This window comes from Streptococcus ovis DSM 16829, assembly GCF_000380125.1.
GTDB classification, from domain to species: Bacteria; Bacillota; Bacilli; order Lactobacillales; family Streptococcaceae; genus Streptococcus; species Streptococcus ovis.
In genome coordinates this window covers 38,936-55,259 of sequence record NZ_KB904584.1, presented here as the reverse complement: position 1 = coordinate 55,259, position 16,324 = coordinate 38,936, and the positions used below count along the sequence as shown (strand labels likewise).

The window sequence follows — 16,324 nt, the reverse complement described above, 5'->3', positions numbered from 1 at the left end:
TATCTTATTGGACAATTGAGAAAAATTGTCTCTAATTTGGAGATTCTATGGATAGACGTACAGAAAAAACACAAGAAGCCATTTTTCAGGCCTTCTTCGACTTGTTAAACGATCGAACCTTTCAGCAAATCAGCGTAGGGGACATCATAGAGGCTGCCAACATTGGCAGAAGCACCTTTTACAATCACTTTAGCAGCAAGGATGACCTGCTTACCGCCATCTGCCAGCACCTATTTGAGCATGTTTTTTTAAATGCTTCCTACTCCGAACATCGTCCAGAACATTCTAACTTGCCTCTTGGGACCATCAATGAACGAATTGCCCACCTCTTCTATCATTTTAAGGCAAATGACGAAAAAGTACTAACCCTTTTCCGCCTCAACGATGATTATTTTTTACGGAGCTTGCGTCAGCAATTACACACCTATCTCACACCAGTCATCCAGTCCCATTATTTTGTACAATCTCATTTACCCGATTCTCTCATCAAGGAACATATCGTCTCTTGCTTCTTAAGTTGCCTCAATTGGTGGCTTAAAGAAGCACCAGACCGGACTGCAGAGGAAGTTAGCGACTACTATTTAACTTTGATTGCATAAGAGGCTGGGAAAACTCTGAACAATAAAACAAAAAACGAACAAAAGTTATCTCTTATATATTTAAAGAGTATCCTTTGTTCGTTTTTATGTACATTTTATTAGAAATTCGTTTCGTCTGGATTTTTTTGAGTTGTTACACCTTCTACTGTATCCAAAGCAGCAACATCATCAGCTGACAATTCAAAGTCAAAGATTTCTAGATTCGCTTCAATGTTTTTTGGAGTCACTGATTTCGGAAGTGGTAAGAAACCTTTTTGCAGAGACCAACGAAGGGCTACTTGAGCCACTGATTTTCCATATTTCTCTGCTAATTCTTGCGCCACTGGATTCCCAAAGATACTACCAGTGCCAAGTGGACTATAAGCTTCTAACAAGATATCATGTTCACGGCAGAAGGCGGTCACTTCTTCCTGCGGACAACCAGGTGCCAACAAGATTTGATTGACATGAGGCTTGATTTCGGCTGTTTCAAGCAGAGCTTCCAAGTGATGAATCATGAAGTTAGATACTCCGATAGCACGCACTTTACCTTCTTTGTAAGCTTCTTCCATTGCTTTCCAAGCTCCCGCATTTCCTGCTTTCCAAGCATCATTTTCGCGAAGAGCCTTTGGATTTGGCCAGTGAATCAAGAGCAAGTCTACATAATCCACACCCAATTTTTGCAAAGATTCATCAATTGAAGCCTTAGCCAATTCATAATCGTGTTTGTCATTCCAGACCTTTGTTGTCAGGAAAATATCCTCACGCGCCAAGTCGCTGTCCGCAATCGCCTTACCGACACTCACTTCATTTCCATAAATTTGCGCTGTATCCACATGCGTATAGCCCGCTTTTAAGGCATGAGCTACCGAGTGATAAGCCTCTTCCCCATCAGGAATCTGCCACGTCCCAAAACCGATCTTAGGAATCTTTACGCCATTGTGTAATGTATAATGTTCCATTTCTTCCTCCGTTTAAAATTCTGTCATTTCTGCAAAAGATGCTGTCAAGATAGCTTCTACATCTTCCACTTGCAAGTTTACAAAACGATTTTCTGTTAATTTCCCATGTTCAATGGCTTTTTGACTCATCTCTGCCACTAATTCCTGAGTTTCGATACCAACCTCAGGAAGGGTCATTGGAATTTCCAATTCATGCTTGAAGAAATCATAGGTTTTCTTCACAGCTTGTCTCGCCAATTCTTCATCAGAACCTTCTGTCAATCCCCAAACATTGCGTGCATAGGTTGCGAATTTTGCATGTGTTGTAACATCTGTATCCAGACAGTACTTCATCCAGCGTGGTGTAATAATAGCAAGTCCTACACCGTGTGTAATATCATAGTAAGCTGACAATTCATGCTCAATCGCATGACAAGTCCAAGCACCCGCACGACCTTGACCAACCAAGCCATTCAAAGCCCATGTCGAACTCCAAAGCAAGTTCGCCCGTGACGTATAATTATCAGGATCTTTCATGGCAATAGGCGCATGCTGGATAACAGTTTTCAAAATACCTTCCGCCACACGGTCCTGCATGTCTACGCCGTCAGTCCTGTCAAAATATTGCTCAAAGAGGTGGCTCATCATATCTGCTGAACCAGCTGCTGTTTGCCATTTCGAAACGGTATAGGTCAAGGTTGGATCTAAGAATGAAGCCCTCGGGATCAATTCCCAGCCGCTCGTTCCACGTTTTTCGTTGATAGCAAGATTGGAAATAACCGCATTGCGATTCATTTCTGTACCAGTCGCAGCCAAGGTCAAAATATCCACAATTGGCACAGCCTTACCAACTAAACTTCGGTCTTCAATCAAGTCCCAAGCATCCCCATCATGGTACACAGCAGCCGCAATCACCTTGCTCGCGTCCACAACCGAGCCACCACCGACAGCTAAAATAACATCTAACTCGTTTTCACGAATGAGTTTTACCCCTTCACGAACCGATTCGATACGTGGATTAGGCTCAATACCTGACAATTCTACTGTTTCAAACCCATTATCTGATAATAAGGTCGTTACTTGGTCATACAAACCAGATGCTTTAATAGACCCGCCTCCATACACAAGCAACACACGACGTCCATAAGTCGCCAAAACCTCTGGCAACTCAGCTAAGCGATTTTTCCCGAAGCGAATATCCGTCGGGATCTGCAAACGAAAATTTTCCATTTTCTTTCCTTTCTACAATACCATTGAACATTGCCTAATTATTAAATAAGACAGTTTCAAAATCAAAAAATTCTGGCAGGTGGTGCGCAATCGAATATTCAAAAGTCTGGCAATTATCCAAACTACTAATTCTCTCAGCTTCCATCAGAAAATCTGTTTCTAGCATCGACATATACTTTATTTCCAAAGCATTTGGTCGGACTCCTGTAATTTTTACAAAGGCACTATGCACCTTTCGCCCTAGTTCTTCTTGGATATAGCCATAAATAGAATGCTCTAAATCAGCTTGTTTCAACCCTGGTATCACATCAATGGGCATATAGGTATACTCCATGATAATTGGCCGTCCATCTAATTCACGCAATCGAATAATTTCATATATAAAATCATCTGGATTCACATTAAGTTTTTCGGCAATTTCTTCAGAAGCCCGATTGATTTCAAAACGAATGACCTTTGAACGAACCCGTTCCTTATAATCGTAGTACGTCCCCTTTAATGAATAAAGATGCGGCAATTGTTGTTTCTTCCAATCTCGAACAAGAGTGCCATCCCCTCGCCTCCGAATGATATAACCTTCTGCTACCAAAACATCCAAGGCTCGTTTTAAAGTCATCAAGCTTACCCCATATTCTTGTGCAAGACTACCACCTTCCGGCAAACGGCCATTGATAGGATAGATACCTTCTTTAATTTTACGACGAAGATCCTGACAAATTTGCAAATACTTTGGTGTTACTTTACCGATACGCTCACCTCCTTTTTCATTATTATATCATTTTGTTTTTAAAAGACTATACTTTTATTGAAAAAATTTTTTAAAAAAAGAAGGGGAACCCCCTTCTTTTCTATCATATAAAATGATTATTTAGCAATTTTTGCGAAGTACTCAAGAGTACGAACAAGTTGTGAAGTGTAAGACATTTCGTTGTCATACCATGAAACAACTTTTACCAATTGTTTACCATCAACGTCAAGAACTTTAGTTTGAGTTGCATCGAACAATGAACCGTATGAGATACCTACGATATCTGAGGATACGATTGGATCTTCAGTGTAACCGTAAGATTCGTTAGCAGCAGCTTTCATAGCAGCATTTACTTCTTCAACAGTTACGTTCTTTTCAAGAACTGCAACCAATTCAGTAACTGAACCTGTTGGAGTAGGAACGCGTTGTGCAGATCCGTCCAATTTACCGTTCAATTCTGGAATTACCAAACCGATAGCTTTTGCAGCACCAGTTGAGTTAGGAACGATGTTTGCTGCACCAGCACGAGCACGACGAAGGTCACCACCACGGTGTGGACCGTCAAGAATCATTTGGTCACCAGTGTAAGCGTGGATTGTAGTCATCAAACCTTCAACAACACCAAAGTTGTCTTGAAGAGCTTTTGCCATTGGTGCCAAACAGTTTGTAGTACATGAAGCACCTGAGATAACTGTTTCAGTACCGTCAAGAATGTCATGGTTAGTGTTGTAAACGATTGTTTTAACAGCATTTCCACCAGGAGCTGTGATTACAACTTTTTTCGCACCATTTTCATGGATGTGCAATTCAGCTTTTTCTTTAGATGCAAAGAAACCAGTTGCTTCAAGAACGATTTCTACACCATCAGTAGCCCAGTCAATTTGTGAAGGGTCTTTTTCAGCAGAAACTTTAACGAATTTACCGTTAACTTCAAAACCACCGTCTTTAACTTCAACAGTACCGTCAAAACGACCTTGAGTTGTGTCATATTTCAACAAGTGTGCAAGCATTGCAGGGTCTGTAAGGTCGTTAATACGAGTTACTTCAACACCTTCAACGTTTTGGATACGACGGAAAGCAAGACGACCGATACGACCGAAACCGTTAATACCAACTTTAACTACCATTAATGATTTCCTCCTTATGAAAATCGAGTAAATTTTTTAAAAGGCGAACCTTTTAGTCATTTGTGAAAATCGTAACATGGAAATACACACGTCACTTTTCAACATTTCCATTATATACCGATTTAGCAAAAAATGCAAGTTTAAAAACATCCTCTTCACAATAATACGTATCAAAAGTTTCCTTAACTAATTTGCTACAATTTAGCACCTATAAATGGTACATGTTATAAAAATATAGATTTCACTTTACACCCTCTCAAAAGAAAGTGAAAATATTTTTGTGATTTACAATGTTTTTTCAAGTAAACTATCCTCAACAATACGCAGGGCACTATACAGAATGGTTCAGTACAACACTTTGAGAACTGGAACATTGTCCACTGACAAAAAATCCCATTCGTCAACTAGTTTAGAGGCAAAAATCCGTACTACCGCAATGACAACAGGTTATTCTTTATGAAAAGTGAAGAAAACTGATCAGTTTTCTTCACCCTATTCATAACAAACTCCTGACACCTAAAATCCTTAGAAACCGATTCTCAAGGACTTTATTCACGTTTTGAGAACTCTTTTCTGAAAGTCATTTCTACATATTTATGGTTGACTGTACCAAGCGATTCCCTCATACTTCCAGCCACGTTTACTGAGAACATTGCGCTCATTAACATCTCTCGTATAAAGATGCTTCTTAATTCCCGAGTGATAGAGACGATAGATTGGGACACTACCGTGCGAGCGATACGCAATGCCTTCTTGTTTCCAACCTCGACTTCCTAATACCTTGTATTCATTGGCATCCTTGGTATAAAAGTGGTATTTAACGCCTGGGTGGTAGAGGCGATAGACAAGATTCCCCTTAGCTGTCTCAGTCTTCCAAGAGACTCCTTCGTACTTCCATCCACGCTGACTTAATACCTTTCGCTCATTCACATTCGCTGTGTAAAGGTGCACTTTAAGTCCTGAATGGTAAAGACGATAAACTGCTTTCAATCCAGATTGTGATACTGGTTTCATAGTAGTTTGCTTAGTAGTTTTCTGTGATTTACTTGAAACCTTCACCGTTTTCTGACTCTGCGTACCCTTGACTGTTGTTGGCTTGGCAGTGATTTTCGATTTACTAGTTGTGTTTGATTTCGTAATCGTCGTAACGATTGATTTCGGATTAGACTTGGTCGTAGTTGTTACTATTGTTTTTAGCTTCGTGATGGTAGTAGGGACTACTGATTTGGATTTTGACTGAGTAACTGCAGACTTGGGTTTCTCAACTGAGGTGGTCGGTAACGTTTTGGGAATTGACTGAGTAACCGTAGTCTTAGGGTTCTCAACTGAGGTAGTCAGTAACGTTTTGGGAATTGACTGAGTAGTCGTAGTCTCTTCTTTCATAACTGAGGTAGTTACTACTGATTTAGGACTAGCACCAACTTGTCCAACATTCCTTTTTTGACCTACAATTTGTAACTCGGCACTTTCGAATCCAAAATTATCAGACGATTGTCCAAAATATACTTTAAAAACACGAGTCTCTGGCACATCTATCTGTAAGGAAATTGTATCTCCACTTATACTATTTTCAAAATTTGCTATTGGTCGCCAATTCGCCTCGTCCTTCAAATAGTCTAATGCAGCACTAGGGGTTGAGAGTAAGTTGTAATAGGCTTTTTCGTCATTTAAAATACTTAAATGCGCTTGAATCACATCCCCAAGTCGCCCTTTGGAACCATGATAGCCACTTCTGTAAAGATTCCAATACTTAGCAACTCCTGGCTGTTTTAACTCGAATATAACTGCATTATTCTGATGCACTTGATACCCTTCACCTTGATTGTACTGACCATCAAAGAGAGGACTCGTGGGCTCCCAACTCGTATGGTGCAAAACTGTTGCATTCAAGGCCAAATTTTCTAAAACAGTTTCCCCTCGACCAACAGTTAATACTACTTGGGGAGTTTGTTGCCCCGTTTCCACATCTTCAAACTGAACTTCTTGTCCTGTGGGGTCTTTAAATACTAAATGATAGGTAGCATTTTCTGAAGGAACTAAACTTTTAGATTGGGATTTTACTTGATTATGATTTGTCACTTCAACAGTGTACAGACTATAATCAAACTTGAATTGAGCAAACGTATAATTCGGATCTATGAATGTGCGATTCTCTATCGTTTCCAACTTCATTTTATTAAAAGAATGCTCATTCAACAGTAATCTACCACTAATTGTCTGCCCACCTCTTAAGAATGTGTCTATAAGATTTTGTTCAATCGTACTTATAGACCATGATACTCTTGAAGGTCCAAAACGTTTTGCGGCATGCCCTTCCGGGCGCTGATTTTCAAACATGACGTTCACATGTTTTGCCAAAAGATCTTTCAGAATCTTATAGTCTTGGCTTCCATTTGAAAAATCAAAGGCATTATTGGAAATATTAATCGTTTTCAATGCTGGTAGACTATTGAAATCAAGTCCATCTAGTTTTTGTCGATTTAAACCAGACAGATTAATAGTTTCCAATCTTTCCATATTTCTTACTTCAAAAGTTATATCTTCTTCACCCTTTTGACGAATTAAATTCGCCGGCAAATTATCCACAGAAATCTCTGTGATAGATGGCAAACCACTAATAACAAGTTTTTTAAGTTGCTTAAATTTTTCTAGTCCTTTAAGAGACTGAATGTCTGGATTCTCAAGCAGTAATTCACCATCAAATGATTCAAAATTTCCTTGAGCCCCACCCACTTGTTTTAAGATTTCTGCACGAAGGGCTGCATCTGGAATGTCTTGATCAGTTATGCATTGGTTACGACTATCTTGAAGCATGACCTCTTTCAGTGCTTTTGATACTGTATAATCTGTCGGTACTTTTTTATTAGAAGGGTGCCCAGGATGATAAGCTTGTTTTCGTGGATGAGCAACGCCATCACGTTCGATGGCATAAGCAAAAATTCCACCTTTTATGCCCCCTATTTGAGGCTGCCACTGAGCATACGATTTAGCACGAGTCCCCTCAATCTCTTTTCCTTTGTTCGGATTGTTCGGATCTTCCTGCGCAACATCAAACCATAATTTTTCTATAGGAGTATTTTCTTCAAAGAAGGAAAAACCAATCATAAATTGTTCAGGTTTGATATATTTTTTAAACTGCAACCACTCTTTCTCAATCGTTTCAAAACCATCTTTCCCTCGTTGATAACCGTAATATTGACGAAGGAGAAGATCTATTTTATCTGCGGAATGTGTGAAAAATGGGTTTTTATCAGGAGAAAGAGTTGTGTCAATCATCAATAATTTAGATGAATCATCTCCCGCTTTACCAATTAATTTAGCAATTTCTAAAAAGACGTCTAGTGCTCGATCTGCGTCTGCTTTATTTGCTTCCAGATTATAATCATCCGCTTCAACATCAATATCTAATCCATCTAATCCGCGTTTTGTAACATAGGTCTCCACAATATCCTTTGCAAGCTGGCGATTCCCATCAACTGTATTTGGATATGCTTCTTGATTCTTAGAAATCCCAGCTTTTCCATTCAAGAAGTTGACTCCTAATGTCTGAACAACGGCAGTGCCATTTTGATGTAAGGTTGGAACATATTGATTTCTTAACGCCTCCCAAAATGGACTATTCTCATGCACATAACTATCGAACACAAAAAGAATATCTACTGCGCTTGGAACCTTAGACATGTCATTAACACCCCCTAGGTGTTCATTCTCAGTCTCAGGTCGCTCATCTGCCTCCGCAGCTTCCTTACTCTTAGTTGCTTTTATATCTTGCCATGTTCGATAATATCCTGCGTAAAGTGGCCCTCTTAATCCTTGACGAATATCAAAAACAATTTGTTCTGGACTTTGTTCAGATTCATTTTGAACAACCTCGCTGTCTTGAGCCCTAATAACTAAAGGATGAGGAAGAGCAAGCGAAACTGTTACTACCAGCAATGCCATACAGATTCTCATCACATATTTCGTTAAACATTTCTGACTCATAAATTGACTCCTCTAACTTGTAATTTTTTTAATATAGCACGACTCTCTATTCATCTCTAAATTAAATGATTATCTCAATACCTGATCATGATAACTATTTCTTCGGTTGTAACCGATTTATATTTTAGCATAAAATAAAAAGTTTTTCATCAAAATTTTCGAAGATTATCACAACAAATCATTTTTTCCTCATAAACAGATTATAAATACATTATTGTAATATTCAATCGATAGATACACCCGAAATTCGTTGTATTTTAAACCAATTATATATAAAATTTGATTATCAAGTCACTATAGTCAAAGGAATAAATCAATATATTTATATATTTTGGCAACTATAAAAAAAGACACTCGCTTGGCGAGTGTCTTAGGACAATTAAGCTTGTCCACCATTTTTCTTAATGATTTCATCTTGTACAGATTTTGGTACATCTTCGTAGTGGTCAAATACCATCATGAAGGTACCGCGACCTTGTGTTGCAGAACGAAGAACAGTTGCGTAACCGAACATTTCAGCAAGCGGTACATAAGCACGAACGATTTGTGTATTACCACGAGCTTCCATACCGTCCACACGTCCGCGACGAGCTGTTACGTGACCCATAACATCACCCAAGTTATCTTCAGGCGCTGTGATAGTTACAAGCATCATTGGCTCAAGAATCGTTGGTTGTGCTGTTTTTGCTGCTTCTTTAAGGGCAAGTGATGCTGCTACCTTGAAGGCTGTTTCAGATGAGTCGACATCGTGGTATGAACCATCATAAAGTTTTGCTTTCACGTCAACGATTGGATAGCCAGCAAGGACACCGTTTGCCATTGACTCAACCAAACCTTTTTCAACCGCTGGTACGAATTCACGTGGAACTACACCACCAACGATAGCATTTTCAAATTCGAATCCTTTACCTTCTTCATTTGGCGTAAATTCAATCCAAACATCACCGAATTGACCTTTACCACCAGATTGACGTTTAAAGAATCCACGTGCTTGTGTAGAAGCGCGGAATGTTTCACGGTATGATACTTGAGGTGCACCAACGTTGGCTTCAACTTTGAATTCACGTTTCATACGGTCAACAAGGACATCCAAGTGCAACTCACCCATACCAGAGATAACTGTTTCACCAGTTTCAACGTTTGTTTCAACACGGAATGTTGGATCTTCTTCAGCCAATTTAGAAAGGGCAACACCCATCTTATCTTGGTCAGCTTTTGATTTTGGCTCAACCATCAATTGGATAACTGGTTCTGGAACTTCGATAGACTCAAGGATTACTTTTGCTTTTTCATCTGTCAATGAGTCACCTGTTGTTGTATCTTTCAAACCAACCGCAGCGGCGATATCACCTGAGTACACTACGTCAATTTCTTTACGAGTGTTGGCGTGCATTTGAAGGATACGTCCGATACGTTCACGTTTCCCTTTAGATGTATTCAATACGTATGAACCTGAGTTAAGAACACCTGAGTACACACGGAAGAATGTCAAACGACCTACGAATGGGTCAGTCATAATCTTGAAGGCAAGGGCTGCAAATGGCTCTTCATCAGATGCTGGACGAGTTTCTTCTTCGTCTGTATCTGGGTTGATACCTTTGATTGCAGGGATATCAAGTGGGCTTGGAAGGTAGTCAAGAACCGCATCAAGCATCAATTGAACACCTTTGTTTTTGAAGGCTGAACCACACAATACTGGGAAGAATTCAACGTTGATAGTCGCTTTACGGATACCAGCTTTCAATTCTTCATTTGTGATTTCTTCACCTTCAAGGTATTTCATCATCAAATCTTCGTCAGTTTCAGCAACTGCTTCGATCAATTTTTCACGGTATTCTTCTGCTTGTTCAAGGTATTCAGCTGGAATATCTTCTTCAAGAATATCTGTACCAAGGTCGTTCGTATAGATTTCAGCTTTCATCTTGATCAAGTCAATGATACCACGGAAGTCATCTTCTGAACCGATTGGCAATTGAATTGGATGAGCATTTGCTTGCAAACGATCATGAAGTGTTGACACTGAGTAAAGGAAGTCTGCACCGATTTTGTCCATTTTGTTGGCAAATACGATACGTGGTACACGGTACTCAGTTGCTTGACGCCAAACTGTTTCAGTTTGTGGTTCAACACCTGATTGTGAGTCAAGGACAGTAACAGCACCATCCAATACACGAAGTGAACGTTGTACTTCGATTGTGAAGTCCACGTGTCCTGGTGTGTCGATGATATTTACACGAGTATCTTTCCATTGAGCTGTTGTTGCAGCAGATGTAATGGTGATACCACGTTCTTGTTCTTGCTCCATCCAGTCCATTTGTGAAGCACCTTCGTGAGTTTCACCAATTTTGTGGATTTTACCAGTATAGTAAAGGATACGCTCAGTTGTTGTTGTTTTACCAGCATCGACGTGAGCCATGATACCGATATTACGAGTTTTTTCTAGTGAAAATTCGCGTGCCATGAGGTTTGTTTCTCCTATTATTTTTTTATTTATAATCCATTATAGCATTATTTTAGAAAAAACGGATAGGCAGGACCTACCCGTTCTTAAGTTTTATTTATTTGGTTTCCGAAATACTCGGTAACAGATTTTCAAACACTATGCGTTTTATACGCCTTCGTATCTTATGATAATTGAACTTGAGCTACAAGTCACTGACAAAAAGATAAAATCTCCTAGAAGCCTAAGCTTCGTCGTCGCATTTCCTATTTTGTCCTTACTCTCTTCGTCTCTGTATCTTAAATAATTGAGTTCGGACTAAAAATTTTGGAAAAAAGATAAATCTTCCTAGAGTCTGAAGACTCGTCGTCAATTTTCCTATTTTTCCTAGAATTTTCTTGACGTCCTCACATCTTGTTCTTAGTTGAATTTTAGCTACAAATGTCTGCCAAAAAGATAAAATTTCCTAGAAACTACAGTTTCTGCGTCAATTTCCCTATTTTGGCTAGCATTTGTTTAACGCTAAAATATCCTATCTTACCAGCGGAAGTGTGCAAATGCACGGTTTGCTTCTGCCATACGGTGAGTATCTTCACGTTTCTTAACAGATGCACCTGTGTTGTTAGCAGCATCCATGATTTCTTTTGCAAGACGATCTACCATAGTGTGCTCACCACGATTACGTGAGATTGTTACCAACCAACGAAGACCCAATGTTGTACGACGTTCTGGACGAACTTCGACTGGGACTTGGTAGTTAGAACCACCAACACGGCGTGCACGTACTTCAAGTACAGGCATGATGTTTTCCATTGCTGTTTCAAATACTTCAAGTGGCTCGTTACCAGTTGCTTCTTTGATTTGTTCAAAAGCACCGTAAACGATACTTGCAGCAGTACCACGTTTTCCATCAAGCATAATACGGTTGATCAAACGAGTTACCAATTTTGAGTTATACAATGGATCTGGCAATACTTCGCGCTTTGGCGCTTGATTCTTACGACTCATTTATTTACTCTCCCTTCTTACCCTTTTGGACGTTTTGTACCGTATTTAGAACGGCCTTGTTTACGATCAGTTACACCTGCAGTATCAAGTGCACCACGAACGATATGGTAACGTACCCCTGGAAGGTCTTTTACACGTCCACCACGAAGCAATACCACACTGTGTTCTTGCAAGTTGTGACCGATACCTGGGATGTAGGCAGTAACTTCAATCAAGTTGCTCAAACGTACACGAGCAAATTTACGAAGGGCTGAGTTAGGTTTTTTAGGTGTCATTGTTCCGACACGAGTTGCAACACCACGTTTTTGAGGTGAAGACACGTTTGTTTGAACTTTTTTACGGCTGTTGTAGCCAACGTTCAAAGCTGGTGATTTAGATTTTTCTACTTTAGACTTACGTGGTTTACGTACCAACTGGTTAATTGTAGGCATCTACATTCTCCTGTAATTTTTTTATTTTTGGTTGATAAGGCGTTTGGTGACAACCCTTATCGCGTGTGTACTTTTGCAACATTTGTCAGCACGTCTCTGTACACTTTTGAGAGACCAAAAGTAAAAAGTACCGTCTAATATAATATCATATCTAACCATTGAAGTCAACGGATTTCTCCAATTATTTTACATGGGTAATTTCAAGTAAGTGTTAAATCTCACAGTAAGTTCTAGTTCGGAGTAAAACTAGTCTTAAATTGAGATAGGAAATTAAGGGAGAACCTACTATGGAAAATGGATCACTCTACGAACATGCTGATTCCATCTATCTAAAAACACCTAAAAATCAAGAACCTTCCCTACGAATTCACCCCTACATTGATTGAATCATCCTGCAAGTGATTCAAAAAGGAATGCTCATCACACAAGCATTCCTTTGATTTTCTTTTAAAATCCACCCATCATTCCTGGGTCCATAGCTGGCGCTGCTGGAGCAGCTGGTTCTGGTTTGTTAGCGACAACTGCTTCGGTTGTCAAGATGAGGCTAGCAACAGATGCTGCATTTTGAAGAGCTGAACGTGTCACTTTGACAGGATCAATGATTCCTGTTTCCACCATATTCACCCATTCACCAGTAGCAGCATTAAAGCCAATACCCGCTTCGCTGTTTTTCAATTTGTCAATAACAACTGAGCCTTCGTAACCTGCATTGCTTGCGATTTGACGAACTGGCTCTTCAAGGGCACGGAGAACAATGTTGCGTCCTGTCGCGTCATCCCCTTCAAGTTCCAGCGCAGCAACTGTTTCAATCACTTGAACAAGCGCTGTACCACCACCAGCCACGATTCCTTCTTCAACCGCAGCACGTGTCGCATTGAGGGCATCTTCGATGCGAAGTTTCATTTCTTTCAACTCGGTTTCAGTTGCTGCACCGACCTTAATCACCGCTACACCACCTGCTAATTTTGCCAAGCGTTCTTGGAGTTTTTCACGGTCAAATTCTGACGTTGTCGTTTCCAATTGCGACTTGATAAGGTTGACACGGTTAGTGATGGCTTCAGCAGAGCCTGCACCTTCTACGATAACAGTGCTGTCTTTGTCTACAGAAACTTTGGCAGCTTGACCCAGCGCAGCCATTGTTGCATCCTTGAGCTCAAGACCGAGGTCTTCTGTGATGACAGTACCGCCAGTGAGAACAGCAATATCCTCTAGCATAGCCTTACGACGATCGCCAAAGCCCGGTGCTTTGACAGCCACCACGTTAAATGTCCCACGAATTTTGTTCAAGACAAGCGTTGGAAGGGCTTCGCCATCCACATCATCTGCGATGATTAAGAGCGGACGACTGGTTTTGAGAACTTCTTCTAATAATGGCAGAATATCTTGGATGTTTGAAATCTTCTTATCTGTAATCAAAATAAATGGATTCTCAAGATCTGCGACCATCTTTTCATTGTCTGTTACCATATATTGTGAGAGGTAGCCACGGTCAAATTGCATCCCTTCAACCACTTCCAGTTCTGTTTCCATTCCACGGGATTCTTCAATAGTAATGACACCATCTTTGCCCACACGTTCCATGGCTTCTGAGATGTACTCTCCCACTTTTTCAGATCGTGATGATACAGCAGCAACTTGCGCAATAGCTTCTTTGTTGGCCACTGGTTGTGCGATAGCTTTCAATTCTTCAACTGCTATCGCAACCGCTGTTTCAATCCCACGACGGATGCCGATTGGGTTAGCACCAGCCGTCACGTTTTTCAAGCCTTCACGGACAATCGCCTGTGTTAAGACTGTTGCAGTCGTTGTTCCGTCACCAGCGATATCATTGGTTTTTGAAGCCACTTCTGAAACGAGTTTTGCTCCCATATTTTCAAAATGGTCTTCCAATTCGATTTCTTTGGCAATGGTTACACCGTCGTTGGTAATAAGGGGTGAACCAAAGGATTTTTCTAAAACCACATTGCGGCCCTTTGGACCTAATGTTACTTTCACTGTGTCTGCTAAAATATCGACACCACGCACCATCGCTTCACGCGCATCTGCTGAAAATTTAATTTCTTTTGCCATAATAATGATACCAAGACCGCCCGTAATTGAACAGAAAATTAGGAGTCTGACACAGGAGCCTTGCTCCAAGGAAGACTATCTATTTCCCGATAATTACAGGTCGGGTTCAAATCCTTTCTTTCTCTATTATTTCACAATCGCGACAATATCTGATTCACGGATGATAGACACTTTGTCCTCACCGTCTTTAACTTCGATTCCTGCACCACGCTCTACCAAGACAGTGTCCCCTACTGCTACACTTGGCGCTACCAAATCACCCGTCAAAGTACGGATGCCATCTCCTACGGCTACAACTGTTGCCGTTTGTGTCGCATCATGGTTGGCTCCGGCCAACACAAAGCCACCTACTGTTTTTTCTTCTGTTTCTTCAAATGTTACGACCACACGATCGCCCAATGGTTTTAACATATCTGACCTCCATCATTCTTCTTTTTTAAAATGGCAGAGCTTCTTTCAAGCGTCCGACCTATTCGTTAGCACTCTATCTACATGAGTGCTAATTCTTACAAAAACTATTCTATCACTTGGTCAAAAATAGTCAAGAAAAAGAAACAGATTTTCTCAAAAATAGGTCAAAAGACGGAAAAAAGCTACTCCCCACCTCAACAGGGAATAGCTATGTACAATGTTAAATTGAATGGTTTGTTTCAAAAGCGTCAATAACTTTGGACAAATTCTTCTTTCCCTTGTAAATGCCATATCCAAAAATTAGCATTCCAAGCACCCCAAGGATGAGAAAGATGAGTCCAACTAGAAAGAGTGGGAAAATCGTCTGATGGAAGAAATACACGAGCAGGACGCCGAGGCTAGCGACAAAAGATAGTAGAGAAAACCATCTCCCCAGATTGTCCAGCATATGCTTTTGGTAACGAATTTCCTCTTCATAACCCTGAAGCCATGTATTCTTTGTCATACAATTTCTCCTTTTCTTAGTAAGACAAGCCTGGATCGAAGAATCCTAGAACAACACCGACAAGCGCGATAACAACAAGAAGCAACATTACTTTAATTGGCGACAAGTTTTTCTTAGCCATTAACCACCAGCAAAGGAGAATAAAGCAAGCAGTTAGGAGACCCGGATATACAGAGTCCAACTTGTCTTGAAGAACCAAGTACGGATTTTTGGCGCTACCAAGTGTGAAGGAAGTCTTAACAGATACCCATGTTGCGGCAACTGCACCGACAACCATACCGCCGACAATTCCGACAGCTTTACGAATAGCTTGCCCTTGTGCCCCTACAAGAAATTCGACCGCTTTATCCTCAAGTTCGTATCCTTTGAAGTAAGCAAACTTCATACCGAAGTAAGCCAAGAGATTCCAAACGACTGTATAGAAAATCGCACCGATTGGAGAGCCACCTGTTGACAAGCCAATAGCAATCCCCAAAATAACTGGAATCAATGTTCCGACAACGAGGGAATCACCGATACCAGCAACAGGCCCCATCAAACCTGCACGAAGTCCGTTGATGGTTTCGTCTGTTACTTCTTCTGAACCATTCGCACGTGCCTCTTCAAGACCTGCTGTGATACCGACAACGAGGGCACCCAATTGTGGTTCTGTATTAAAGAAGGCTGTATAAGTTTGCATAGAACGTGCTTGGTCTTCTTTTTTATCGTACAATTCTTCGATGATTGGCAACATAGAAGCCAAGTAACCGAAGGTTTGCATATGTTCTTGCGTGAAGCAAGTCAAGTTTCCATAGTACCAATGATGGAATGATTTTGTTAAGGTTTTTTGAGAAATTTTCTTTACTGCCATC

13 protein-coding genes are annotated in these 16,324 nt (G+C 40.5%); 1 reads left to right on the top strand and 12 read right to left on the bottom strand.

The features are described 5' to 3' along the window. Positions 1-47: 47 nt before the first annotated feature. Entirely contained in the window at positions 48-599 is a 552-nt protein-coding gene (locus A3I9_RS0111510; protein WP_018379174.1) for a TetR/AcrR family transcriptional regulator, read from the top strand. A gap of 98 nt (positions 600-697) precedes the next feature. Here the strand turns inward: A3I9_RS0111510 and A3I9_RS0111505 are convergent, their stop codons facing one another. From A3I9_RS0111505 to A3I9_RS0111445, 12 genes are all read right to left on the bottom strand, one after another. After that, a complete protein-coding gene (locus A3I9_RS0111505) occupies positions 698-1,540 on the bottom strand; it encodes an aldo/keto reductase (protein ID WP_018379173.1) in 843 nt (280 codons plus the stop codon). Positions 1,541-1,552: 12 nt separating this feature from the next. Further along, on the bottom strand, positions 1,553-2,749 hold the full coding sequence (locus A3I9_RS0111500) for an iron-containing alcohol dehydrogenase (protein WP_018379172.1): 1,197 nt from the start codon (positions 2,747-2,749) through the stop codon (positions 1,553-1,555). Between the two features lie 34 nt (positions 2,750-2,783). After that, positions 2,784-3,473, bottom strand: coding sequence for a GntR family transcriptional regulator (locus A3I9_RS0111495; protein ID WP_018379171.1), 690 nt, complete (start codon positions 3,471-3,473; stop codon positions 2,784-2,786). A gap of 140 nt (positions 3,474-3,613) precedes the next feature. Further along, complete coding sequence (gene gap / locus A3I9_RS0111490) at positions 3,614-4,624, bottom strand: type I glyceraldehyde-3-phosphate dehydrogenase (RefSeq protein ID WP_018379170.1); 1,011 nt, start codon at positions 4,622-4,624, stop codon at positions 3,614-3,616. A gap of 594 nt (positions 4,625-5,218) precedes the next feature. Then, entirely contained in the window at positions 5,219-8,608 is a 3,390-nt protein-coding gene (locus A3I9_RS0111485) for an EndoS/ChiA family endoglycosidase (protein ID WP_156809205.1), read from the bottom strand. Positions 8,609-8,987: 379 nt separating this feature from the next. After that, the gene (fusA, locus tag A3I9_RS0111480; RefSeq protein WP_018379168.1) at positions 8,988-11,069 is read right to left on the bottom strand and encodes an elongation factor G; all 2,082 of its coding nucleotides are present in this window, start codon (positions 11,067-11,069) and stop codon (positions 8,988-8,990) included. Positions 11,070-11,585: 516 nt separating this feature from the next. Then, positions 11,586-12,056 (bottom strand): 30S ribosomal protein S7, encoded by a 471-nt coding sequence (gene rpsG, locus A3I9_RS0111475; RefSeq protein WP_018379167.1) that lies wholly within the window; start codon positions 12,054-12,056, stop codon positions 11,586-11,588. A gap of 17 nt (positions 12,057-12,073) precedes the next feature. Further along, entirely contained in the window at positions 12,074-12,487 is a 414-nt protein-coding gene (gene rpsL / locus A3I9_RS0111470; protein WP_018379166.1) for a 30S ribosomal protein S12, read from the bottom strand. A 447-nt stretch (positions 12,488-12,934) separates the two neighbouring features. Beyond that, positions 12,935-14,557, bottom strand: coding sequence for a chaperonin GroEL (groL, locus tag A3I9_RS0111460; protein ID WP_018379165.1), 1,623 nt, complete (start codon positions 14,555-14,557; stop codon positions 12,935-12,937). Between the two features lie 126 nt (positions 14,558-14,683). Continuing rightward, complete coding sequence (groES, locus tag A3I9_RS0111455) at positions 14,684-14,968, bottom strand: co-chaperone GroES (RefSeq protein ID WP_018379164.1); 285 nt, start codon at positions 14,966-14,968, stop codon at positions 14,684-14,686. A 220-nt stretch (positions 14,969-15,188) separates the two neighbouring features. After that, positions 15,189-15,473 (bottom strand): hypothetical protein, encoded by a 285-nt coding sequence (locus A3I9_RS0111450; RefSeq protein ID WP_018379163.1) that lies wholly within the window; start codon positions 15,471-15,473, stop codon positions 15,189-15,191. 16 nt (positions 15,474-15,489) lie between these two features. After that, positions 15,490-16,323, bottom strand: coding sequence for a PTS system mannose/fructose/sorbose family transporter subunit IID (locus A3I9_RS0111445; protein WP_018379162.1), 834 nt, complete (start codon positions 16,321-16,323; stop codon positions 15,490-15,492). Between the last annotated feature and the right edge of the window lies 1 nt (position 16,324).

What these genes read in the sequence shown, in the direction of transcription:
- A3I9_RS0111510 (WP_018379174.1), top strand. Translation starts at nt 48, where the DNA reads ATGGATAGACGTACAGAAAAAACACAAGAAGCCATTTTTCAGGCCTTC.
- A3I9_RS0111505 (WP_018379173.1), bottom strand. Translation starts at nt 1,540, where the DNA reads ATGGAACATTATACATTACACAATGGCGTAAAGATTCCTAAGATCGGT.
- A3I9_RS0111500 (WP_018379172.1), bottom strand. Translation starts at nt 2,749, where the DNA reads ATGGAAAATTTTCGTTTGCAGATCCCGACGGATATTCGCTTCGGGAAA.
- gap (WP_018379170.1), bottom strand. Translation starts at nt 4,624, where the DNA reads ATGGTAGTTAAAGTTGGTATTAACGGTTTCGGTCGTATCGGTCGTCTT.
- A3I9_RS0111485 (WP_156809205.1), bottom strand. Translation starts at nt 8,608, where the DNA reads ATGAGTCAGAAATGTTTAACGAAATATGTGATGAGAATCTGTATGGCA.
- fusA (WP_018379168.1), bottom strand. Translation starts at nt 11,069, where the DNA reads ATGGCACGCGAATTTTCACTAGAAAAAACTCGTAATATCGGTATCATG.
- rpsG (WP_018379167.1), bottom strand. Translation starts at nt 12,056, where the DNA reads ATGAGTCGTAAGAATCAAGCGCCAAAGCGCGAAGTATTGCCAGATCCA.
- rpsL (WP_018379166.1), bottom strand. Translation starts at nt 12,487, where the DNA reads ATGCCTACAATTAACCAGTTGGTACGTAAACCACGTAAGTCTAAAGTA.
- groL (WP_018379165.1), bottom strand. Translation starts at nt 14,557, where the DNA reads ATGGCAAAAGAAATTAAATTTTCAGCAGATGCGCGTGAAGCGATGGTG.
- groES (WP_018379164.1), bottom strand. Translation starts at nt 14,968, where the DNA reads ATGTTAAAACCATTGGGCGATCGTGTGGTCGTAACATTTGAAGAAACA.
- A3I9_RS0111450 (WP_018379163.1), bottom strand. Translation starts at nt 15,473, where the DNA reads ATGACAAAGAATACATGGCTTCAGGGTTATGAAGAGGAAATTCGTTAC.
- A3I9_RS0111445 (WP_018379162.1), bottom strand. Translation starts at nt 16,323, where the DNA reads ATGGCAGTAAAGAAAATTTCTCAAAAAACCTTAACAAAATCATTCCAT.